Annotated in this window: 19 protein-coding genes and 1 pseudogene; 11 read left to right on the plus strand and 9 right to left on the minus strand. The window is 69.0% G+C overall.

Annotation, left to right across the window (positions count from 1 at the left end; all coding sequences use genetic code 11):
* The first annotated feature begins 40 nt into the window (after window positions 1-40).
* The 3 genes from VGN18_RS09810 (at window position 41) to VGN18_RS09820 (ending at window position 2,312) form a co-directional block, all read left to right on the plus strand.
* Complete coding sequence (locus tag VGN18_RS09810) at window positions 41-1,090, plus strand: sterol desaturase family protein (protein WP_327539492.1); 1,050 nt, start codon at window positions 41-43, stop codon at window positions 1,088-1,090.
* A 68-nt stretch (window positions 1,091-1,158) separates the two neighbouring features.
* On the plus strand, window positions 1,159-1,644 hold the full coding sequence (locus VGN18_RS09815) for a DoxX family protein (protein ID WP_327539493.1): 486 nt from the start codon (window positions 1,159-1,161) through the stop codon (window positions 1,642-1,644).
* A gap of 80 nt (window positions 1,645-1,724) precedes the next feature.
* Window positions 1,725-2,312, plus strand: coding sequence for a methyltransferase family protein (locus VGN18_RS09820; RefSeq protein WP_327539494.1), 588 nt, complete (start codon window positions 1,725-1,727; stop codon window positions 2,310-2,312).
* A 176-nt stretch (window positions 2,313-2,488) separates the two neighbouring features.
* On the opposite strand, the gene VGN18_RS09825 is transcribed toward VGN18_RS09820, so the two are convergent.
* Entirely contained in the window at window positions 2,489-4,282 is a 1,794-nt protein-coding gene (locus tag VGN18_RS09825; protein ID WP_327539495.1) for a hypothetical protein, read from the minus strand.
* 189 nt (window positions 4,283-4,471) lie between these two features.
* Entirely contained in the window at window positions 4,472-5,230 is a 759-nt protein-coding gene (locus tag VGN18_RS09830; RefSeq protein WP_327539496.1) for an AfsR/SARP family transcriptional regulator, read from the minus strand.
* 51 nt (window positions 5,231-5,281) lie between these two features.
* On the opposite strand from VGN18_RS09830, the gene VGN18_RS09835 reads away from it, so the two are divergent.
* The 3 genes from VGN18_RS09835 to VGN18_RS09845 all read left to right on the plus strand — a co-directional run bounded on the left by VGN18_RS09835 (window position 5,282) and on the right by VGN18_RS09845 (window position 6,820).
* A complete protein-coding gene (locus VGN18_RS09835) occupies window positions 5,282-5,440 on the plus strand; it encodes a DUF1059 domain-containing protein (RefSeq protein WP_327539497.1) in 159 nt (52 codons plus the stop codon).
* Window positions 5,441-5,527: 87 nt separating this feature from the next.
* Window positions 5,528-6,415 carry a sulfurtransferase gene (locus VGN18_RS09840; protein ID WP_327539498.1) on the plus strand — a complete coding sequence of 296 codons (888 nt, stop codon included), beginning with the start codon at window positions 5,528-5,530 and terminating at the stop codon, window positions 6,413-6,415.
* A gap of 42 nt (window positions 6,416-6,457) precedes the next feature.
* Window positions 6,458-6,820 (plus strand): cupin domain-containing protein, encoded by a 363-nt coding sequence (locus VGN18_RS09845; RefSeq protein WP_327539499.1) that lies wholly within the window; start codon window positions 6,458-6,460, stop codon window positions 6,818-6,820.
* 118 nt (window positions 6,821-6,938) lie between these two features.
* Here VGN18_RS09845 and VGN18_RS09850 read toward each other — a convergent pair whose 3' ends face one another.
* Window positions 6,939-7,646, minus strand: coding sequence for an RraA family protein (locus VGN18_RS09850; RefSeq protein ID WP_327539500.1), 708 nt, complete (start codon window positions 7,644-7,646; stop codon window positions 6,939-6,941).
* 106 nt (window positions 7,647-7,752) lie between these two features.
* The gene (locus VGN18_RS09855; protein ID WP_327539501.1) at window positions 7,753-9,060 is read right to left on the minus strand and encodes an MFS transporter; all 1,308 of its coding nucleotides are present in this window, start codon (window positions 9,058-9,060) and stop codon (window positions 7,753-7,755) included.
* A gap of 310 nt (window positions 9,061-9,370) precedes the next feature.
* Between VGN18_RS09855 and VGN18_RS09860 the strand changes: the two genes are divergently transcribed.
* Together VGN18_RS09860 and VGN18_RS09865 are read left to right on the plus strand one after the other, a co-directional pair.
* Window positions 9,371-10,381: an RNA polymerase subunit sigma-70 gene (locus VGN18_RS09860; RefSeq protein ID WP_349259870.1), complete on the plus strand. Its 1,011-nt coding sequence runs from the start codon at window positions 9,371-9,373 to the stop codon at window positions 10,379-10,381.
* Window positions 10,382-10,839: 458 nt separating this feature from the next.
* On the plus strand, window positions 10,840-12,273 hold the full coding sequence (locus VGN18_RS09865) for a hypothetical protein (RefSeq protein WP_327539503.1): 1,434 nt from the start codon (window positions 10,840-10,842) through the stop codon (window positions 12,271-12,273).
* A gap of 36 nt (window positions 12,274-12,309) precedes the next feature.
* Here VGN18_RS09865 and VGN18_RS09870 read toward each other — a convergent pair.
* Window positions 12,310-13,235: pseudogene (locus VGN18_RS09870) on the minus strand (NADP-dependent oxidoreductase).
* A 97-nt stretch (window positions 13,236-13,332) separates the two neighbouring features.
* On the opposite strand from VGN18_RS09870, the gene VGN18_RS09880 reads away from it, so the two are divergent.
* Complete coding sequence (locus VGN18_RS09880; RefSeq protein WP_327539506.1) at window positions 13,333-14,280, plus strand: AraC family transcriptional regulator; 948 nt, start codon at window positions 13,333-13,335, stop codon at window positions 14,278-14,280.
* A gap of 84 nt (window positions 14,281-14,364) precedes the next feature.
* On the opposite strand, the gene hrpB is transcribed toward VGN18_RS09880, so the two are convergent.
* Entirely contained in the window at window positions 14,365-16,851 is a 2,487-nt protein-coding gene (hrpB, locus tag VGN18_RS09885) for an ATP-dependent helicase HrpB (RefSeq protein WP_349259871.1), read from the minus strand.
* Between the two features lie 260 nt (window positions 16,852-17,111).
* On the minus strand, window positions 17,112-17,354 hold the full coding sequence (locus tag VGN18_RS09890; protein WP_327539508.1) for a hypothetical protein: 243 nt from the start codon (window positions 17,352-17,354) through the stop codon (window positions 17,112-17,114).
* 381 nt (window positions 17,355-17,735) lie between these two features.
* Between VGN18_RS09890 and VGN18_RS09895 the strand changes: the two genes are divergently transcribed.
* A complete protein-coding gene (locus tag VGN18_RS09895; protein ID WP_327539509.1) occupies window positions 17,736-18,161 on the plus strand; it encodes a YccF domain-containing protein in 426 nt (141 codons plus the stop codon).
* Window positions 18,162-18,495: 334 nt separating this feature from the next.
* Here VGN18_RS09895 and VGN18_RS09900 read toward each other — a convergent pair whose 3' ends face one another.
* On the minus strand, window positions 18,496-18,996 hold the full coding sequence (locus VGN18_RS09900; RefSeq protein ID WP_327539510.1) for a hypothetical protein: 501 nt from the start codon (window positions 18,994-18,996) through the stop codon (window positions 18,496-18,498).
* 336 nt (window positions 18,997-19,332) lie between these two features.
* On the opposite strand from VGN18_RS09900, the gene VGN18_RS09905 reads away from it, so the two are divergent.
* Entirely contained in the window at window positions 19,333-19,590 is a 258-nt protein-coding gene (locus VGN18_RS09905; protein ID WP_327539511.1) for a hypothetical protein, read from the plus strand.
* A 333-nt stretch (window positions 19,591-19,923) separates the two neighbouring features.
* On the opposite strand, the gene VGN18_RS09910 is transcribed toward VGN18_RS09905, so the two are convergent.
* A partial coding sequence (locus VGN18_RS09910; RefSeq protein ID WP_327539512.1) for a putative Ig domain-containing protein occupies window positions 19,924-22,913 on the minus strand: 2,990 nt, incomplete at its 5' end.

The following is a 22,913-nucleotide window of genomic DNA, read 5'->3' on the forward strand; positions in this document are numbered from 1 at the left end:
TCGTTGCCCGGAAGAGCCGACGACGGCAGAGGAGGCAACAGTGGTGCAGAAGGCCAGCAGTGCCACCACCCTGACGGTGACCGCCGAGAAGCAGCCGGGCGCATCCATCCTTGCTCGCGCCCGGGGGGCCTGGCGCAGGGTGGCGTCCCGCATCTACGTGCCGGCCCTGCTGGTCCCGGCGGTCGGCCTGCTCCTGGTCGGGGTCGGTTGGGCGACCCGCTGGGGCGGGGTGGACTTCGCCAACTCGTTGACGAGCCTTCGCTTCGTGACGATCGGTCCGCTGGCGGTTGCGATGATCGGTGTGTTCCTCGTTGCGGAGCGGGTCCGCCCGGCGCAGGTGCGGCCGCTCGTGGCCCGCGGCCATCGCCACGACGTGATCTTCACCGTCCTGAACGTCGTCGTCGTCCTACCGCTGGTGACGGCACTGACCCTGTCCCTGTCCGACGTGGTGCAACGGCTGGCGCCCTGGGTGGTGCTTCCCAGGATCGGGGCGGTACCGCGGTGGACCGTGGTGATCCTGATCCTGGTGGCCATGGATGGCTGCAACTGGCTGGTGCATCTGGCCAATCACCGGGTGCGGTTGCTGTGGCGGTTCCACGAGCTCCACCACTCGCAAGAGGACATGAATGTCCTCACCGTGTTCCGGACCCATCCACTCATTCACGTCTCCTACGTGCTGGCCGTGGTTCCCGCGTTGGTGCTGCTGGCCAACGGCGAGCTGCCGACCCTGCTGCTCGTCCTCTACGGCGGTGCGGTCGCGTTCGCACACTCCAACACCAACCTGAGCTTCGGACCGCTCGAGCGAGTCTTCGTCAGTCCGAACTACCACCGCATCCACCACAGACTGCGCGGGCCCCAAGACGTGAATCTCGGATTCACGCTGACGATCTGGGACCAGCTCTCCCATCGCGCGGTGTTCCCCACGTCCGAGACGATCCGGGCCGATACGGGGCTGCCGCGGCGACCACTCCGGATCGAACAACAGGGAGCGCGTGCGCATCACCTTGCCGTCCTCGGCGCGCAACTCGTCGGACCGTTTCGCCCGCTGGACGAACCGGCCGCGATCCCATCGGTGCGGGAACAGCGATGAGCATGACGGCGCCCCGGCGCCGTGCCGCCCTGGGGCTACGCCTTCTGTTCGGGACCACCTCAGAAGGCGTGGCTGTCGACGTCGCGTTGCTGGCCGTGCGGATCGCCCTGGCCTGGATCTTCATCTACTACGGTGCCGCGAAGCTGTTCGGGGCGTTCCCGGGCGCCGGCCCGCACGGCATTCATCAGACGGCGCTGTTCATGGCCGACGCGGCGCATCTGCGACCCGGGGCGTTCTTTGCCGTGCTGGCCGGTGTGACCGAGTTCGGCGGTGGAATCGCGATGGGCCTCGGCCTCGGCACCCGGCTCGCGGGGTTGGCGTTGGTCGGCGACATGGTGCTGGCGATGATCACCGTCACCTGGGTCACGGGCCTGAACTCGATCAGCGCCCCTCCCGGGTACCAGCTGAACCTGGCATTGGTGGCCCTGGCGCTCCCGGGAGCGCTGATCGGCGCCGGTCGATTCAGCATCGACGCAGTGATCGCCCGCACCATCAGTCAGGGACGACGCATCGGTTCACCGAAGGACGACCTTGCGCCTGCACCGAGTGCGTAGATCACCGTGACTCGCCTTGGGACCCCGGATTGATCACGACCCCCATCTCCCGGCCACCCGTCACCCAACGGGTACTCAGCATGTGCGCCGGCCTGGTCGGAGCGGGTAGCGCAGCCGTCTTCGCCTACTCGTTCCTGCACTTCTACGTCGAGACACACCGGCTGATCGGCATCGTGTTCTTCGCCCAGCAGACGCTCGTGGCCCTCGCCTATCTGATCCGCCGGCCGGCGCGCCTGGTGACCCGCCGCCCGGATGACTGGCTCCTCGCGTTCGCCGGGACGTTCATCGGGGTCCTCTTCCGGCCGCAGGGCGAGCACCCGGCCTGGGGTGTCCGGACCGGTGTCGTCCTGCAGCTCGTCGGCGTCGCCATCGTGGCGATGTCCATCCTGAGCCTGGGGCGCTCCTTCGGTTTCGCTGCCGCCGACCGGGGAGTGGTCACACGCGGTCCGTATTCCGTCGTGCGACATCCGATGTATGCGTCATATCTCCTGCTCGGATCGGGCTACCTGCTGCAAAGCCTGTCCGTGCGCAACGCGGCCATCCTGGTGATCGTGACTCTGTGCAACGGTGGCCGGGCGCTGGCCGAGGAACGCTTGCTGGCGAACAGCCGTGATTACCTGGCGTACCGGCGCCGTGTTCGCAGAAGAATCATCCCGGGCATCTGGTGACCCGAACCCTCAGGCGGGTGACGTGGGCGGCCGCGGCGCCTGACGGGTCTGCGTTCCCAACGCAGGCCCGGCAGCCGTCGTCGACGTTGTCAAGGGCGCCCCGGAGGGTGGAGTGATCACCGTCGGAGGCCATCGTCAGCGGGTGTGATCCACCACGTGACCCGCCCGCGACCAGCTCATCGGCAGGAGGTCGACAGCGCGGGGTTGGGGAGCAACGGGCTGGTGAGTGTTCCGCCGAAGCGGGCGATGTCCGGCGTCCCGTATTGCGCGGTCCGGCCGAAGTCGGTGTGGGTGGTGCCGGGGATGTCGTTGCCGAAGTTCCACACGCAGGTTGATCGAGACACGCTGCCGATCGCTCCGCGTGGATGTCCGAGAGACCAGAACGGGTAGAAGTTGGCGCCGACAGGCTGAGCCGTGCATCCGGCCCCGGTCCGGGTGTCGCAGAGGATCTCGGATGCACCGACGTTGCTCTCGAACTGGACCGTCGGGTACGTGCGCCCGTTCCGGGTGAACGGGCCCAGGTATTCGAAGGAGGTCGGGTGGTGCCGGGTCCCGTCCGGCCAATCCGCCTGGTAGGACGATCCGTCGAAATCAAGATCACCGTTTTGGAAGACGTTGTCCTGGCAGCCGGCGATAGGCCACCGGTACACGACCGACCTCCCGTTCACCTGCGCTGTCCGCGGACCGCCCGGCATGCAGTTGGCGTCGGAGAACTCGCAGTTGGCCCCGGTGGTGGCGTCGTTCGTGGGACAGGCCGCCCCGCCTTCGGTGGTCGCGGCAGTGCATATCCCGCTCGGGTCGCACGGGCCCTCGCCGGTCGAGCCGGGTTCGAGACCGCCCTGGCAGGTCTGGTTGACGTTCGGGTCGCTGAAGGACTGCTTGTGGGGGTAGCTGATGTCGACCGGCAGGGAGTTGGTCACGGACGAACACGGTTCGAAGTGACCGAGTTCGTCCTGCATCAGGACGCCGCCTTCGAGCGCGGCCCAGGGCACCTGGTTCTGCTGGCTGGCGCTGCTGTACTCAGGGTGGAAGGTGAACGGGGTGCCGGTGCAGTCCGCGATGTCGGTGTTCATGAATCCGTTCGCGGCACTTGCGACCATGAAGCCGCTGCGCCCGGTACTCAGATCGTTGACGCGGGTGAGGAACCCGTCTGTGGTGTCGCGCATGGTGACCTGAAGGACGTCACCCTGGTTCATCATCAGCGTCCTACGGTTGGGCAGCAGTGTGCTGACGTCGGTGAGCTGTGGGCTCGGCGGACCCGCGGCCACACCGTTGGTCTGCAGGTAGGCGAAGTTCACCGGCTCGATGCAGTTGTTGTTGCACGTGGCGAAGCCGAAGGTGCAGGCGAGGCTGTCGATGGTCAGGGCGGCGCAGTACCGGGTGGGATCACAACTCGGTGCATCGATGAACGGGGTGAACCCCGGCGGGTAGAACTGCAGTTCCATGAACGCCGATCCGGCCCCGTTCGGGTCGAAGATCGATCCGGAGTTCGAGTCGCTGTCGGGCGTGCACGGGTTCTGCGGATACGACTTCGGGTCACACAGCGGAAGTCCGAACCACGGCGCCGGGCTGAGCTGCGCGTACTTGCTCACCGCCGCGCTGGTAGCGGTCGGTGCGGCCGTCGGATCGGTGGCCAACCGCATCACGTAGCTGATGTCGTTGCCGCTCCCAGCGGCGCCGGAGATGAACTTGACCGACGGCTCGTCGTGTCCGATGTAGACCTCGTTGTCCTCGAAGCGTTGGGTCGTGCCATCGGCGTGGATCTCGATCGGGTCGGCACACAGCCCGCCGAGGCCGCTCTTCAGCGTCTTGTACATGGCGCTGTGCCCGTTGCAGTCCAGATTGTTGATCGGATTCGGCACGACCCTCGCGGCGTGCGCCTCGGTTGCCGTGGCAGCAGGGGCGACCAGGCCGGTCACGCCCATCAGGGCCGCGGCGAAGACTGCGAGAACTGGACGGGTGCGGTTCATCGGGCCCCCCGATTGATAGGCGAGCCGGACCTCTGGCGATCGCACGCGGCCAGAGAGACCGCTCGCGTCAAGTGCGGCCAGTTGTAGACCTTTGGGCCGTCGAGTGTCAACGTCGGATCGGGCGTTCGGATTATTCGTCCCGGTCGCGCCGCCCTGGCCGCGATTGAGGAGCACGACCCGAGGAGCTGGTCAGGTTGTGAGCAGAAGCCGTTCGTAGAGTTCGCGGGTCGCCGGTCCGGGCGCCACGCCGAGCTGGTCACGGAGGCAGGTGCAGAGGTGGCTGTACACGTGCAGGGCTTCGGCGAGGTTGCCCTGCGCGGCGAGGGCCCGCATCAGGTAGCGGTACCCGCTTTCCCGCAGTGGGGCGAGCTCGATCAATTTGCGGCTGGCGCGCACGGCGCCTTCCAGTTCCGGCCCGGCCAGGGCGAGTTCCGTCGCGGCGTAACACTCGAGGGCACGCATTCGAAGGACGGTCAGGTCGGTGCGAATGTCGTTGATCCAGGGCGCGTCTTCGCCGGGGAGAAAGCCACGTTCAGCGACGAAGAGCGCGACGAGCACCGGCCCCCACGCTCGTCGCCAGTCCTGCTGAGCGACGGCTGACTCCGCGCGGTGGATGGCCTCGACGGCACATTCGAGGTCGACCGAGGCCTCCGGCAGGCGCAACCGCAGCGCGGAGCGTCCCACCACGGCATCGGCGCCGAACACGCGGCGCAACTTGGACAGCAGCGGATTGAGCCGCGAGTCGACGGTCGCCGGGTCCGACTCGAGCCACAGCGATTCGGCGACCTCGTCGCGCGAGAGCTGTCGGTGCCGGTTGACGACCAGGTAGGTGAAGAGCAGCCGGCCTTGCCGACCGGGCAAGGCAGCGTCGATGCGTTCGCCGTCAGCCTCGACGGCCAGGGGGCCGCAGATCTGAATGCGCACATTGCGCGCCGACGGCGAGGGCACGCCCACATCTTGGACCTACTGTGCCCAGAACGGCACGGCCGAGGAGGACTCATGTCGAAACTGATTCGGTGCGAATGCGGTTTCGTGGCCCGTGGTGAGAACGACGACCAGGTCATCGAGGCGATCCGCGGGCACATGGCCACCGATCACCCCGCCCTCGTGGAGTCGGTGAGCCGCGACGACCTGATCGGCTGGATTCAGACCGAGTAGGCGGTAGTCGACACCAAGGTTGCGCCAACGTTGCGGCAACCCCGGCGTCGTAGAAAGACGGGGTTCCTGAAGCCGAGGGAGTCCCCGATGAAGACGACAGCAGATGACGCGGCGCGTGAGCCCGGGTCGACGACCCGGAGCCATCACTCGCGCACGGACGTGTTGGTCAGCCCCGAGTGGTTGACCGCCCATCTCCGCGACCCGGGCCTGACCGTCGTCGAGGTCGACGTGAGCTCGGCGGCCTACGACGACTGGCACATCGACGGCGCCGTGCTGTGGAACGTCTACTCCGATCTGAAGGACCGCAACTACCGTCTCGTGCCGCCGACGGCGCTGGAGAGCCTGCTGGCCCGCTCGGGGATTGGGCCCGGCTCGACGGTGGTCTTCTACGGCTACGCGCCCGCGATGGGGTTCTGGCTGATGTCCCTGCTCGGCCACTCGCAGGTGCGCATCCTCGACTGTTCGCGTGACACCTGGCGGGCCGAGGGACATCCGTGGGGCGACGTCGTGCCCCAGCCGCTCGAGACCCGCTACCGCCTCCGCGCCGGAGAGGCTCGGGTGCGAGCAGACCTGGCCGCCGTACGCGATGCCATCGGCCGGCCCGAGGTGGTGCTGCTCGACGTCCGCACGGCGGCCGAATTCGACGGTGACCGGTTCTGGCCCTCCGGTGCACCGGAACCGCACGGTCGTGCCGGCCACGTGCCGACCGCTGTGCACCAGACGATCGACGCAATCCACGACCATCGGGGAGCATTTCGCCCCGACGCCGAACTGCGCGAGCACTTCGCACCCCACCTCGGCCCGGACCGCGATCTCATCACCTACTGCGCGGTCGGCGGGCGCGCCGCCACAGCATGGTTCGTCCTCACCCACCTGCTCGGCCATGACCACGTCCGCGTCTATGACGGCTCATGGGCCGAGTGGGGCCGTCTGCCCGGCACACCCGTGGCCATCAGCGAGTCCGCGCACGCCTGAGAAGCCCGCACATCCGCAAGACCCAACCGATGGGAGAACGACATGTCCGCACTCACCCGCATGAGCCTCGACACGCCGGAGGAGATCCGACCCTTCGAGGGAGGCACCGGCCAACTCAACCTGGTCAACCTGGCCGGTGGACCGGTCGGCCGGGCGACCTTCCACCCCGGCTGGAAGTGGTCCGAGCACGTCAAGCCAATCGCGAACACCGCCAGCTGCCAGGCCGCCCACGTCTGCTACTTCGTGTCCGGCCGGATGCACGTCGTCATGGACGGTGGCGAGGAACTGGACTTCGGCCCCGGTGACTTCGCCGTCATGGCACCCGGCCACGACGCCTGGATCGTCGGCGACGAACCCTGCGTGGTCATCGACTGGCAGGGCTTCGCCGACTACGCCAAGCGGTAGCCCGAACCGCTCGGAAGCCCGGTCGATGTCGAGAAGAGACCGTCGTGCACCAGGCAGGCCATGAACGGCGGCCGCGGTCGCCTGCGGTGGGCGGGGCCCTGGCCGGACGAAGAAGCGGCTACTCCTCTATGGCCCCGCCCACCATGCGCAGATGCTCACGGAAACTGAGGGAGGGCGTGCTCTCGCGCTTGGCGAGGTAAGCGCGGAACCGTACCTGGCTGCGCAGTGAGACACCTGCCCGGATCCGTTCGGCCTGGCGCCGCTCGGTGTCGCGGATCGTCTCGGCCAGCGTGAAGATCTCCCCGGCCTGCGGGCCGGGTAGGAACAGCACGCCGTCATCGTCGCCGAGAACCAGGTCCTCGCGGCTCACGGCCCAGTCTCCGACGACGGCGGACTCCAGCGCGTCGTGCGCGCGGGCGTCGAGCCGGAGGGGGCCGGTGGGGATCGCTCCCAGGCTGAAGACCGGCAGCCCGATGGCCCGTATGTCAGCGGTGTCGCGATGCAGCCCCCAGACCACGATCCCGGCCACACCGGCTGCCTGAGCCTCCAGCGCCACGAGGTCACCGACGCACGCTTCATCCAGTCGCCCGCCGTTGTCGACTACCAGCACGTCGCCCGGTGCTGCCAGTTCGAATGCCTCCAGGAAGGCATCGACGCTGCCAGCGTGCCTGGCAGGACAGACCCGCCCGGCCAGGCGGCTGCCGGGAACAACACCACGCAAGAGCGCAGAAGCGCAACGCACCGGGACGTGGGCGCGTAGACAGGCGTCGGCCACGTGGGCTGTGGTGAGGGCTGCGAACCGCTGTTGCAGCATCTGGTGGTCCATGACGATGTTCCCTCTCTGAGGTGACTGCGGCCTGACGATGGCGCGTGTCAGCGAAAGACATCGACGATCACGTAGGCCAGTGACATTCCATCTCCGCACTATTCATCTAGCTCTGGCCGGCGGGGTCCACATCGGCCGCGCTGACGGCGTGCGCCAGAAGGCATTGCGCCGGCACGAGTGGGTCGGGTAGCCGGTCGCCGAGTCGCAGCAGGCCGGCTCCGATCAGTGCTGCCGCCAGGGCGCCGCCCCACCAGACGGCGTCGGGTGAGGTTGCGAGCAACGCGCCGCCGACGGCGGGGCCCAGGGCCACGCCTGCGGTGAAGCTGAGGCCGTAGAGCGACATGTAGCGGCCGAGCAGATGCGGCGGTGCGAGGTCGGCGACGATTGTGCCGAGCACAATGAACTGCGCGCACTCACCGATCGCGATCACGATCGCGACCCCGGCCAGGACGGTGGTGGCGGTGAGCGTCGAGCTCGTTTGCGTTGCGAGCAGGACCGCGAGCAGGCCGATGGCAAATAGGGCGCTGGTCGCGGCAAGAGTGTGGGTGCGGCGCATCCGCGTGACGACCCCTGTGGCTGGAATCTGCGCGACGACGATGAAGAACGTGTTGATGAAGAAGACAACGCCGATCTCGCCCGGTCCGACGGGCGTGTGCGCCTTCGCAAACGGCGCCAGGATGTTGGAGAAGAGCGCGCCGCCGGTCATCACGAACACGATGTTCGCGGCGATCAGGATGATGAAGATCCGATCCTGAGCAACTGCCCGGAAGCCCGTTCCCCTGGCGCTCGCCGACGCAGCGTTCGCAACGCGAGCATTCGGGATCCCTACGAGCACGACCAGCGCGAAGACCGCGAACGTGGCGCCGTCGAAGAGGTAGAGCGCCTGGAACGCGCCCAGGTCATCGGCGGAAGCGACGATGAAGCCCGCAACCGTCGCGCCGCTGCCGAGACCGAAGTTGCCGGCGACTCGGCGGAGCGCGATCGAGGAGGCGCGCTGCCCCGCTGAGACCAGGGTCAGGCTCAGAACCTGGTTCGCGGTGGTCGCGACTCCGAACCCGGCGCCGCCCACGATCGAGCAGACGAAGGCTTGCCAGGGACGGTCGACGAATGCGAAGCCCGCGTAGCCCAGTGCGCTCGCGAGATTGCCGACGATCAGGATCGGCTTGGCGCGGAGACGATCGAGCAGCGCACCCGAGAAGGGTGTTACGACCGCTGCCGTGCCCATGACCGCCGCCAGCACCAGTCCCGCCGTCGCGGTCGCGAAGCCGCGGGCGTGGTGCAGGTAGATGATCTCGAAGGGAAGGATCAGTCCCGTGCCGAAGCCGTTGACCGCGGTCCCGGCCTGAAGAACGATGACGGGTTTTGGCAGGCCCGTCCGCCAGCCGGCGAACCCACGAACGAGCGTGCTGCTCACGGGGTTCCCGCGGTTGACTGCTCTGCCGCGCGGGCCGGGGACTCGCACGTTCCGCAGCGCCTGCGGCGGCGGCGACCGAGAACGCCCAACGCCACGCGTTCGGCCGATGCGGACGAATCCATCGTCAACCTCCAGGGTCGTTTCCAGCTGCTGCGGCCCGATCCGGTGGGCGGATCGTCCGGGCGGTCGGCAGTGGATACACCGCGCCACCGGGAAACTGGGCGCCCGTGAGCCGCCCAGTTCGAGCCGCGGGCGGTGTATATACCGGGCGGAGGTAGGAGATGGTGCGGGAAGGAAGGACCCACGGGTGGTGGTGACGGCCGATCTTCTGTCACGGGCGCGGGCCGGGGACAGCGAGGCGTTCCGGGAGCTGGCCGGGCCGCACCGGCGGGAGCTGCAGGTGCACTGCTACCGGATGCTCGGCTCCTTCGCCGACGCCGAGGACGCCGTCCAGGAGACGATGCTGGCCGCCTGGCAAGGCCTCGGCGGGTTCGCCGAGGAACGCGCGTCGCTGCGCACCTGGCTATACAAGATCGCCACCAACCGGTGCCTCAACGCGCGCCGCGCAGCGAGCCGGCGCCCGGCCAGGCAGTGGGACTTGTCGCAGTTCGAACCGCCCGTGCCGACGCCGCGCGACGAGCCCGTCTGGCTGCAGCCGTTCCCGGACGCCCTCGAGGGTGCCCCCTACGTGCCGCCCGGACCGGAGGCCCGCTACGAGCAGACCGAAGCCATCTCGCTGGCCTTCATCACCGCCCTGCAACTGCTGCCGCCGCGCCAGGTGGCCGTCCTCATCTTGCGCGACGTCCTCGGATTCCACGCCGGCGAAGTGGCCGGCATGCTGGAGGTGACCGTCCAATCGGTCAACAGCGCGCTCAAACGAGCCCGCGCCAACGTGCAGCGTCGCCAGCAGCAGGCCGCCGACCATCAGCCGCCGCCCGCCGCCGGCTCGGCCGCCGAGGACGCGATCGTGGCCATGTTCGCCCGCGCGTGGGAGGCGGCCGACCTCGACGCGCTGGTGGCCCTGCTGACCGACGACGTCTTCATCGCGATGCCTCCGGAGCCCTTCGGCTACGAGGGCCGAGACCTCGTGGCCCGCTACTGCGCCCGCCAGTTCGGCGCCGGCCGCAGGTTCGACCTCGTACCGGCCCGAGCGAACGGCCAGCCCGCGTTCGGGGCGTACCTGCGCGGCCCGGCCGGAATCCGCCACGCGAGCGCCCTCTACGTGCTCACCCTTGCCGGCGGCCGGATCTGCGGCATGACACGCTTCGAGGCTGGCGTTCTGCCGTGGTTCGGGCTGCCGCGATCGCTCCCCGACCGATAGCCGGCACCGGGCCGGGGAACCGGCACGGGCCGGGGAACCGGCACGGGCCGAACGAGTCACTCCGCGTCCGCGGGCTGCGCGACGACATGCGGCCTGCGAGGTGGCGGGCAATGCCTGGCATCCGCTCGGCACGACTGGTCCTTGATGGCAGCAAGGCTCGGGGTAGATACTCCGCCCAGCCGGCCGGGCGACGGTAGTCGCTCTGGCCCGGGTGGTGCGAGTTCGGGGGATGCATCATGAGCTCAGGTAGATCACGCCGGTGGTTGGCGGTCACGGGGGTTGCCGCGCTCACGGCTGGGCTGCTCACTGTAGCCACATCGGCTCAGGCTCACCCCCGGCCCGGAAGGGCCCGCGGTCCGAAGGCGAAGGTCTGGACGGTCGGAACCTGGCACGGAAAGGCTGGCCGCTTCTCGACAATTCAGGCCGCCGTCGACGCAGCCGCACCTGGTGACTGGATCGTGATCGCCCCAGGCGACTACAAGGAGCGCGGGGATTACACGACGCACCAGCCGACGACCAGGCCCGGCGCCGGCGTTTGGATCGACAAGCCAGACCTGCACCTGATCGGCATGTCGCGCAACGGCGTGGTCGTGGACGGCACGGAGTCCGGCCCGGCATGCTCGAGCGCCGCAGCCGACCAGGACCGCGGCCCGGCCCACGGGCCGGGTCATTGGGGACGCAACGGCATAGAGGTCTACTTGGCCAGCGGCGTCACCATCCAGAACCTCACGGTGTGCAACTTCCTGTCGGGCTCGGACGGGTCGGGCAACCAGATCTGGTGGAACGGCGGCTACGACACCGCGACGATCGGGATGCACAGCTACCTGGGTTCGTACCTGTCGGCGACGACGACGTATTACGACAAGAACGACCCCGCGCAGGCGACCTACGGCATCTTCGTGAGCAACGCCGACGGGCCAGGCCTGATCGACCGCAGCTATGCCAGCAACATGAACGACTCCGGCTACTACATCGGCGCCTGCGCCGACTGCAACGCCGTGCTCAACCGCGCCCACGCCGAGAACAACGTCCTCGGCTACTCCGGCACCAACTCCGGCGGTCACCTCGTCATCTCCAACGGCGAATGGAACGACAACGGCGAGGGCATCGACACGAACAGCCAGAGCAACGGCGACCTGCCGGCACCCCAGGACGGCGCGTGCCCATCCCGCGCAGGCTCGTGCCTGAGGATCACCGGCAACTGGATCCACGACAACAACAATCGCGACGTCCCTGGCAACGGACTCGGGCTCGTGGGTGCAGGCGTGGTTGTCGCCGGCGGACGCACCGACACGATCGCGAACAATCGATTCCGCAACAATGGCGCCTGGGGAGTCGCGCTCTTGCCCTACATCACCGGTGTTGTCAACGGCCCGACCGACTGCACCACCGCCGGCGGCACGTGGGACAACCCGTTCATCGACTCCTTGTCCGGCGCCCCGGCTTGCTTCTTCAACGACTACGGCATGAAGGTGCGCGACAACGAGTTCAGCGGCAACGGAAGCTTCGGCAATCCGACCAACGGCGACCTGGCCGACCTCAGCGACTTCAGTGCCATCGGGATCCCGCCTGCGGTACCCGGTAGGGGGAACTGCTACGCCGAGAACACGGACACGGCCGGCCTGACCTCCGCACCGGCTGGGCTGCCGACAACGAACGCGCACTGCGCCACCGCCGGGCCCGGCGCTGCGGTGACAGACCCGCTATTCGGTCAAGTGCTGTGTAACCTGCACCAGCTCACCCCCGGCGACCCGCTCTGCGCTGGAGCGGTCTATCCGCAGCAGGACGCATCCTTCTCGCTCGCGCTGCTGCCTGCCCAAGCGTCGATGCCGGGAATCTGCTCCCGGCTGCCGCGCACCATCCCCTGGTGCGGCCCTAGACATCACACCTAGCGGCTCCGGGGCAGCCCGTCGTACGTCGTCAACACCTCAGGGGAGCAGCACTATCTTGCCTCGGGTGTGGCGTTGCTCGAGCTGCGCATAGGCGTCCTGCACTGCTGCGAGTGGGTAGGTCGCCGCGACCGGCAGTTCCAGGCGGCCGTCGGCGAGCCGGGTGACCAGCTCGCTCAGGTCTGCCGCATTCGCCCCGTCGGCGCTGCCCGCGGTGCGGACGCCGTAGCGCGCCGCGGCCGCGAAGTCGATGATGGTGTCGATCCGTTCTGGCGCCACACCCAGGTCGACGGCGAGGTCGACGTACCCCAGCCCGAAGGTGTCGACGAAGGCGTCCACGCCCTCGGGCGCGGTGTCGCGGATGCGCCCGGCGACCGCTTCGCTAGCGCCGGAGTAGTCGACCGGCAGCACCCCATGATCCTTGAGCCAGGCGTGGTTCGCCGCACCTGCCAGGCCGAGCACCGTCGCGCCGCGCTCCACGGCCAGCTGCGCGACGAGTCCGCCGACCCCGCCGGCCGCGCCGGACACGACCACCGTCTCACCGCGACGCGGATCGACAGCCCGCACGGCCGCCCACGCGGTGCTGCCCGCGACGAACAGCGCGCCGCCGACGGTCCACGGCAGCGAGGGCGGCTTGGCCACGAGGTGCTCGACGGGCACGGCGGCGTACTCGGCATGGCTGGAGCGGGTGTCCACCCAGCCGACGACCTCGTCACCGATCTGCCAGCCGCTCCCCTGCTCGCCCAGCTCGGTGATCACGCCGGCGAGGTCACTGCCCTGCCCGGACGGAACGTGGCCGGGAACATGTCGGCCAGCGCGCCGGTGCGCAGTGATGCTTCGCCGGGGTTGATGCCGGCCGCCCGAACCCGGACGAGGACCTCGCCTGTGCCGGCCTGAGGGATCGGGACGTCGCGGACGTCGAGTTGGTCGAGTCCGCCGTAGCGGTCGTAGCGGACGGCTTTCATGGTGAACGTGTCAGTTGTCATGTCAGCGAGCCAATCGCGTCCAGCCTGGATGCACCAGCATTGAAACGCCGGATTGTTTGTGCGATCGTCCAGGATCATGGATGTCCTCACCGATCTGCTGCAACGCTCCCGCGCTCGCGGCGCCGCCTTCTCGCGATCCCGGCTGCACGGCGACTGGGGCCTGCAGTTCCCCGTCAGCGGCACCCTGGCCATCCACGCGATCGTCGACGGTGAGATGTTCGCCTGGACCGACGACCCCGACCGCTCCACGCGCGTCCTCGGCGGCGACGTGCTGCTGCTGCGCGCCAGCCCGCACCATCTGGCGTCCGCACCGGGCCGGCCCACCATTGCGTTCATGAGTCTGCTCAACGACGCGGGCCTGTCCCGGCCCACTGGGCCGTCACGCGTCGCCACGCTGGGCACGCACGCCGACGGCCCGGCCGCCGATTTCTGCTGCGGCGCGTACCTGTTCGACGGCGACCTCTCGCGCCCGCTCATCGACGCGCTGCCCGCCCTCGTGCGGCTGCGCCCACCGGCCGGCAGCCCGCTGCGGCTGACGATCGACCTGCTGGTGCGCGAGATGGACGGCGACGGGCCGGGCCAGCAGGCGCTGCTCGACCGCCTGCTCGACGTGGCCCTGGTGCAGGCGCTGCGGCTGTGGTTCCGGCAGGCCGACGACGTCCCCGGCTGGTTCCGCGCCACGGAGGAACCCGGCATCGGCAATGCGCTGCGCGCGCTGCACACCGACCCCACCCACCCGTGGACCGTCGGCGAGCTCGCCCGCATCGCGGCCCTGTCCCGCTCCACGTTCGCCCAGCGATTCACGGAAGTGGTCGAGGTGCCACCGCTGCAATACCTGACGCAATGGCGCGTCGCACTGGCCAAGGAGCGACTGCGCGACACCGGCGACGGCCTCGCCGCCATCGCCAGTTCCGTCGGCTACAGCTCGGAGTTCTCCTTCGCCTCGGCCTTCAAGCGACAGGTCGGCATCGCCCCCGGCCGGTGGCGCGCGCAGCACAGCGCGAGCCGCTCCCCGAACTCATAGCCTGCGCCCTGACCGGTCTGGCGAACGACACCCGTCGGCCGAGCGCTACTCGTACGCGATACACGCGGCTGGTCAGCGTCGACGTCATCTGCGACGGTTCGTGCCTGCGGTGGGCTCGGCAGTGAACGGATCCTCGGGCCACGGGTGTTTGGGGTAGCGCGCTCGTAGTTCGGCACGCACCTGCGGGTAACCCTGCCGCCAGAAGGACGCCAGGTCGGCGGTGACGGCGACGGGGCGTCGGGCCGGCGAAAGCAGGTGCAACACCACCGCGACGCGCCCCTCTGCGAGCCTCGGCGTTTGCGTCCACCCGAACGCCTCCTGCAGCTTCACCGACACGACCGGCGGTTCGGCTGCGTCGTAGGTGACGCGGACACGAGATCCGGACGGCATGGGCAACCGTTCCGGTGCCAGCTCGTCCAACCTGCTTGCCGCCGGCCACGGCAGCAACCGGCGCAACGCGGCGTGCACGTCGAGGCGGCGCAGGTCGGCGTCGCGCCGCACGGCGCTGGTGTCGAGCCATTCGTCCAGGCGCCCGAGCAGCGCGGCATCGTCGACGTCGGGCCACGGGTCGCCGAGCACCGCATGCAGGAAGCCGAGCCGCGCGCGCAGGTCCCGAGCGGTGTCTGTCCAGGCCAGGGCGTCGAGGCCGCGCTTCCGCAGCCCCTCGCGGACGGCGGCTTGTACCCGCAATGGATCGGGGTGGGGCAGCGGTGCGGTCGAGAGCTCGATTGCGCCGAGGCGTTCGATCCGTCGCGCGACAAGGGCGCCGTCGGTCCATTCGATCTCATCCGACGTGGCCAGCAGGTCGGCGGCGACGGCGCGTGCCGTCGCCTCATCGATCGGCGCCGCGGCGCGTACCCGGGCGTCGGCCCGGTCGGGTTGTCGGTCGGCGACGGCGATCGCGAGCCACTGCGTGCGCCGTAACGGTGAGGTCTGGAGCAGTTGCGCTCCGGTTCCTCCGGTCATGAGGTAGCTGGCGACGTCCGCGCCGCGGGCGCGCGCGATGCGCTCGGGGTAGGCGAGGGCGACGACGGTGCCGACGGCGAGGTCGTCGCGCATTGCGCTGGGCCCCGGGCCGCCGCTGCCCAGTCGGCGAATTTCCTGCCGCCACCGACGCACAGCGTCACGGTCGCCGGCGTCAGCGCCGTCGCGAAGTGCGCGGTACCGAGCGGCGAGGTCGTCGCCGCGACCGGTAAGAGAGTCGTCGGACAGCAGCGCCGCCACCTCGCGCGCTCGATCGGCACCGACGAGGTCCGCTCCGTCGAGGACGGCGCGGGCGAGTCGCGGATGCGCGCCGACAGCAGCCATCCGGCGGCCGCGAGCGGTGATGCGGCCGTTGGCGTCGGTCGCGTCGAGGCGATGCAGCAGTGCGGTCGCGGCGTCGAGGGCAGCCGCCGGCGGCGGGTCGAGCAGTGCGAGACCCCGGCCACCCGGTGCACCCCACGCGGCTGTCGTCAACGCGAACCCCGCCAGGTCGGCCGTCGCAATCTCCGGCAGCGCGTGCGCTTCGAGGTGAACGTGCTGCTCGGGCGACCAGCAGCGGTAGACGCGACCGGCCGCCTCACGGCCGGCGCGGCCGGCGCGCTGATCGGCGGACGCTTTCGAGACCCGCGTGGTGATCAGCGCACCGAGCCCGCGCGTCTGGTCGGTGCGTGATTCGCGGGCCAGTCCGGCGTCGACCACGGCTCGGACGCCGGGGACGGTCAGCGAACTCTCGGCAATCGACGTGGTGACGACGATTCTGCGCCGCGGCCCGAGGGTGAGAGCGAGATCCTGCTCGGCGCGCGACTGCCGCCCGAACAGCGGCCGCACGTCGGCAGCCACACCCTGCAACGCCCGCCCCACAAGGGCGATCTCCCGCTCGCCCGGCACGAAGACCAGCACATCCCCGTCACCCTCGGCCAGCGCCCGCCGCGCGACGTCCGCGACGTGCGCGAGCAGTCGCGGGTCGACGCGCGACCCGGGCAACAACGCCAGCGGAACCGGTGGCGCCGCCCAGATGACATCAACCGGGTACGACACCGACGTTGCGGTGACGACCGGCGCGTCGAACGTGCGGATGAGCGCACCCGTGTCCGGCGTCGCCGACGTCGCCACGAGCACGAGATCGGATCGCAGCGTCTCACGGACGTCGAGGCAGAACGCCAACAACAAATCGGCGTCCAGATGGCGTTCGTGACACTCGTCGATCACCACGGCAGCGACGCCCGGCAGTTCGGGATCGCGCTGCATACGCTGGACGAGCAGCCCGGTCGTCACCACCTCGATCCGCGTCTGCGAACCACCGACCCGCTCACCTCGCATCGCATAGCCGACACGCCCGCCGGGCCGCTCTCCCAGCAGTTCAGCCAGCCGCCCCGCTGCGGCGCGGGTCGCGATCCGCCTCGGTTCAGCGACCACGATCCGTCCACCAAGGACGTCAGCCAGCGCGAGCGGCAGCAGCGACGTCTTCCCAGACCCGGGCGGAGACACCAGCACCGCTCTGCCGGTACGCCCGATCGCGGCGATCGTGTCCGGCAGCACCGCCCGGACGGGAAGATCTGCCCCCGGCACGTCCGGCGGCGGCAGCAACGACACACCCCGACGCTAGCCGTCGGCACCGGCGACCGACCGCAGGACGAGCGCCGGACGCCCGTCCCGATCCTTCGGACACGAAGGTGCTATCAGCACAACCCCACCGGCGTCAGTCGGCAGACCGCCGTCGCTACACGCGTTGACGGGAACGCGTTCGGGCATGCGATATCCGTCGACAGCGAGCACGTGCACCGGCGACCCCGCTCATCAGATCAATCGTTCTCGCGCAACGGTTTGGTCGGACGAATCGGAGATCGTTACGTCGTGGCAGGTTCGTCGTCGAGGCTGAGGTCCTCGAGTAGCCGGTAGCGGACACCCTCAATCACGCGAGGCTTGGCGGACCCACTAACACTGATCGAGGTGCCTCCGGGCGTCTTGTCCATCAGCACCGTGACGATGTCCTGTCGCTTACCGGCGAAGAAGAACGAGAGCCCGATCGGAAACGTAACGACTGTCGCGACCCACACCAGCGGTGTCCGGTACGTGCGGGTGAACGTCACCTCGTTCTTCGATTGGGCAGCCAAGTTGTATCGGGCGTACTCCGTCAGATCGCGCCCCAGCAGTACGAGCGCCTATTGGCGGATCTCTGCCCGAGCAAGACTCGAGGTGTGCTCAATATGGAAGGTCGTCACGCGCGCATCGTAGGCAGTCGAGCTAGCCGACGAAAGCCGTGCCGGTCAGTCGGCAAGCTGAACGCGGTCGGGGCGCGCGCGATCCGTCGTTAGCGAACAATCGAGCGGCTCAGTCACGCGCGCAGAACGATCACTACGCCTGTGCGACTTGGTACGCGCCAGTGTTGCCGAAGTTGCGTCACGCGATGCGGCGCCCCCGAGCCGCTCGGAGCATGGACAGCACATTTACGGGTCGGCTAGGTTCGCGAAATGAAGACCCTGATGAACATCATCTGGTTGCTGTTTTCCGGCTTGTGGCTGGCGATCGGGTACTGCGTCGCCGGCATCGTGTTCTGCGTCTTCATCGTCACGATTCCGTTCGGCATTGCGTCATTCCGGATCGCGAGCTACGCGCTGTGGCCGTTCGGCAACACCGTCATTCGACGCCCCGATGCTGGCGCGGGCTCCGCGATCGGCAACTTCTTCTGGATTATTCTTGCGGGGATCTGGCTTGCTCTCGGCCATATCGTGTCGGGCCTGCTGCTCTGCGTGACGATCATCGGTATCCCGCTTGGCGTTGCGAACTTCAAGATGGTTCCGATCGCGCTTACACCGCTCGGAAGGCAGATCGTGCCGACAAGAGCCCTCTACCCTGCACCGCAGTACGGATACGTTCAGCCATACCCCGGTCGGTAGCGGCCACCCTATCCGTCGTTCGGTGCGCCGAATCCGTCGTGGCCTCTGCGCGCAGATCGAGCCGCCAGGCGCGGCTCTGACCACGGCCGGTCGCACGGTGCAAGACTTCCCCGCACTCCACCCAGGGTTGGCGCAACGACAGGTACTGAGTGGTGTCTGACTGATGTGATGGCGGACTGCCTGTCTGGAGCGGCGCGGCACGCAGGAACGACGCGACACGCGGCGACCAGGTCAGGTCTGGAGGCCAAGCCGGACGAGCGCAGGGAGCCGTCGCACGTCGTCGCGGGTCAACTGTCGGAAGGCCAGACTCGATCGCATACCTCGGGCCGGGAGGTCAGCTCACGGGATCAGGCCGCTCGGAGCCCGGCCGGCCGATGGCGCCGCGCACATGGCTGAGTATCTCGGTGATGGCCACGTCCTGAGCCTTGAGGTGCTCCTGGATCTGGCGTGCTTCCGCCAGCACTGCCGACGCGTCGTCGTAGGTCGCCTCGGCCCGGGCATCCGCAGCCGCCGCCTGGACGTTCTGCCCGACGATGATGATCGGGAGCAAGACGAGCTGCAAGAAGGTCTGGGCTACCCAGGCCACGATGATCAGCGTGTCGCCGGACTTGAACGCCGACGGAGCGCTGACCAGGGCGAGCACGGTGAACAGGTACGCCGTCCACATGGTCCCGACGATCACCGTGATCTTGAGCCCGATCTTGGCGTTGGCCTTCCCGATACGGCCCGGGCCGTGAACCCGGGCAGCCGCAGCGGCAACGTTCGGCGGCCCTGCCGCCTGCCTCCGCTCGATGTGCGGATGCGGGATGTACTCGAACAACTGCTCCAGCTCCATGACCGGCATGGTGCAACGCGAGCCCCCGAGGCCGGCGTCGACAGGCCGGTACCGCCGCAGATTCGGGTGAACGCCCGGCAACCCCGAGCGGCAAGCCCGTCCGGCGTACGCCGAGCCCGGACCTGTAGCGGTCGTCGGTTCTGCGTTCCCCACCAGCCGACGGGCACGCTTTCACACGCTGTCTGCGCGTTCGATCCTCGACCGCTCGGGTGCGCATATCGATCTGTCAGATGCGAGCGAACATGCCGAGGAGCGCGCGCTCAACAGCCGAGACAGCTGCTGCGAGAGGTACATTGCATCGGCCGGCATGGGCAGTCCGACAGCCAAGGAGCGATCGTGGGTTACGCGGTCTACTCAATCTGCTCGTTCGCAGCCGTGTTGAGCCTGATCGGGGGGTTTCGTATCGCCCGCCGACGCGAGCCGCTCTGGCAACTGCTTACCGGGACCCAGGTGGGGGTCGCCGCCATGATGATCCTTCTCGTAGCCTCGCGGGCGCTGCACTCGCCGCCGCTTGACTTGGTCGACATCGCGTACGCGCTCGCATTCATCGCCTACCTGCTGTACGTCCGAAGTCGATCCACGGCGTCGCGCTGATCAAACGTCGCGCGTCCGTAAGGATTCAGCCGGCCTCATCGCTCAGCGTTGCTACCGCGCTCTCATAGCCGCTTCTTCGCGGCCGCGCGATCATGGTCGCCGACGCGGCCGCCCGATCATGGCCTGTTGAAGCCTCACTGCGGTACCGCTACCGGCCGGGGTAGGCACTGGCGGCCTTTTGGCAACGTCGGCTGCTGACGGCGATCTGCATGCCCGTTGTGACGGTCCGTCTTCGCGGGTCCCTATTCCGAGTCCTGCGACGCGGAGCCGGGCCACGCCGGCATCACGCAGCCGATCTGAGATGCCCGCCCCGTGGCCGACCGGGAGTTGGCTCTACTTAGTGATGACTGTGGTGGTGGCCGCCGCCACGGTGGTCGTGGAGACGCTGACCGTGATGACGATGTTGTAGGCCGTCCGTGGCGGCAGGTTACGCGGGGTGGAGAGATTGGCCTGGAACTGCTGCGATGTCGGGTTGTAGGTCGCACGGACCGGGGTGCCGGCGTTGAAGGTGACCTTCACAGTGCAGCCGAGAGTCGTGGCGAGGCTGTTCGGGATCGGTTTGCCGTTGGCGCCGGTGAGCTGGAACTTCACCGGGATGGTGGATCCGGCCTTGAACGTCGACTTGTTCGGCGGGCCCAGGTTGCTGATGGCGTAGCCGAGGATGAAGCTGCGGGTGACCGGAGCGGCGGCCTGCCAGGTGGTGTCGCCGGCCTGGGATGCCGTGATCGTGCAGGTGCCGGCGGCCTTGAGGGTCACGGTCGCGCCGGTCACGGTGCACACCTTCGGGGTGGAGGAGGTGTAGGTGACCGCGAGGTGGGAGGTGGCCGTGGCGGACAGGGTGAAGGGTGCCGCGCCGTACAGACGGTCGATCAGTGCCGCGAAGGTGATGGTCTGCGCGGCGAGGCCGACGGTGAGGGTGAACTTCTGCTGCGTGGAGCCCGCGGCGTTGGTGGCGGTGATGGCCACGAGGTAACTGCCCGCTGTCCCGGCGGCCGGGGTGCCGGCCAGGGTGGCGGTGCCGTCGCCGTTGTCGGTGAAGCTCACCCCGGACGGCAGGGCGCCGGACTCGGCGATCACGGTCGCGGTCGGGAAGCCGCCCGCCGTCGTGACCGCGAAGCTGCCCGCGGTCCCGATCGTGAACGTCGTCGCGGCGCTGCTGGTGATCGCCGGCTTCTGGTTGACAGTCAGCGTGAACGCCTGGGTTGGGTTCGGCGTTACCCCGTTGCTGGCGGTGATCGTGAATGGGTAGGTCCCGCCGGTGCCGGCGGCCGGGGTGCCGGCCAGCGTCGCGGTGCCGTTGTTGTTGTCGTGGAAGCTGACCCCGGACGGCAACGCACCGGTCTCGGTGAGGGGGGTGCTGGTCGGGTACCCGGCCGTGGTGGTGACGGTGAAGCTGCCCGCGCTCGCCACCGCGAACGTGGCGTGGTCCACGCTGGTGATCACCGGCGGGGCGTTCGCCGGCTGCACCGTCAGGGTGAACGCCTGCTGGCGGGTGCCGGCCGTGTTCGTCGCGCTGATCGTCACCGGGTAGCTGCCCACCGTGCCCGGCGCCGGAGTGCCGGCCAGCGTGGCGGTGCCGTCGCCGTTGTCGGTGAAGCTCACCCCGGACGGCAACGCGCCGGTCTCGGTGATCGTGGTCGCCGTCGGGAAGCCGGCGGTCGTGGTGACCGTGAACGAGCCGGCCGAGCCGACCACGAACGTGGTGTGGTCGGCACTGGTGACACTGGCGCGCTCGGTCACGGTCAGCGTGAACGACTGGGTGGTGAAGCCGGCGGTATTGGCGGCCTTGATGCTCAGGGAGTAGCTCCCGCCGGTGCCCGCGGCCGGGGTCCCGGCCAGCGTGGCGGTCCCGTCACCGTTGTCGTGGAACGAGACCCCGGACGGCAGCGTCCCGGTCAGGGTGAGCGCAACCGCCGACGGAACTCCGTGAGCCGTGGTGACGGTGAAGGTGCCACCGCTGCCGACGGCGAAGGTGGTGTGGTCGGCGCTGGTGATGTCAGGCGCCTGGTTGACCGTCAGCGTGAACGACTGGGTGGCGTCCGGGGCCACTCCGTTGCTCGCCTTGATCGTGACCGGGTAGGTCCCGCCGGCGGTCGGGGTTCCGGCCAGGGCGGCGGTCCCGTCACCGTTGTCGGTGAAGCTCACCCCGGACGGCAACGCGCCGGTCTCGATGATCGTGGTCGCCGTCGGGAATCCCGGGGCCGTGGTCACCGTGAACGAGCCGAACGCACCGAGAGTGAAGGTGGCGTGGTCGGCGCTGGTGATCGCTGGTGGCTGGTTGACCGTCAGCGTGAACGCCTGGGTGGCGTCAGGTGTGCTGCCGTCGCTGGCGGTGATGCTGATCGGGTAGGTCCCGCCCGTGCCCGAGGCCGGGGTGCCGCCCAGGGTGGCGGTCCCGTCGCCGTTGTCGTGGAACGAGACTCCGGTCGGCAGCGCGCCGGTCTTGGTGATGGTCACGGCCGCCGCGCTGGCCGTGGTGACGGTGAACGTGCCGGCCGACCCGACGACGAACGTGGCGTGGTCGGCGCTGGTGATGACCGGCGACTCGAGGACGGTCAGCGTGAAGGTCTGCGTCGTGGCCGGGCTGGCACCGTTGGTCGCGGAGATGGTGAACGGGTACGTGCCGGCAGTGCCGGAGGCCGGGGTGCCGGCCAGAGTGGCGGTGCCGTCGCCGTTGTCGGTGAAGCTGACACCGCTGGGCAGCGCACCGGTCTCGCTCAGCGTGGTGGCTACCGGGAAGCCCGCCGTCGTGGCGATCAGGAAGTTGCCTGCGGTGCCGGCCAGGAAGGTGGTGTGGTCGGTGCTGGTGATGGTCGGCGACTCGTCGACGGCGAGCGTGAACGCCTGGCTGTCGGACGGGGTATTGCCGTTGTCGGCGTTGATGGTGAAGCTGTAGGTCCCGCCGCTGCCGGACGGTGGGGTGCCGGCCAGGCTGGCGGTGCCGTTGCCGTTGTCGGTGAACGACAGCCACGCCGGCAGGGTGCCGGTGGTGGTGAGCGTCGGATTCGGGAAACCGCTGGTGGTCACCGTGAAGCTGCCCGGGACGCCGACAGCGAAGCTGGTGGTGTTCGCGCTGCTGATCGTCGGGGCGCTGCCCACGGTGAGCGTGGCGGCGGTGCTGGTGGCGCTGCCGGCGACGTTGGTGAAGACGGCCCGGTACTGGTTGCCGTTGTCGCCGGCGACCGCGGTGAAGGTGTAGGTGGTGCTGGTGGCTCCGGCGATGTTGGTGAAGCTGGCCCCGCCGTCGGTGGAGCGCTGCCACTGCACCGTCGGGGTCGGCACCCCCGAGGCGGCCGCGATGAAGCTCACCGACGTGCCCGGGT

The organism is Jatrophihabitans sp. (assembly GCF_036000465.1).
Taxonomy (GTDB): Bacteria; Actinomycetota; Actinomycetes; order Mycobacteriales; family Jatrophihabitantaceae; genus Jatrophihabitans.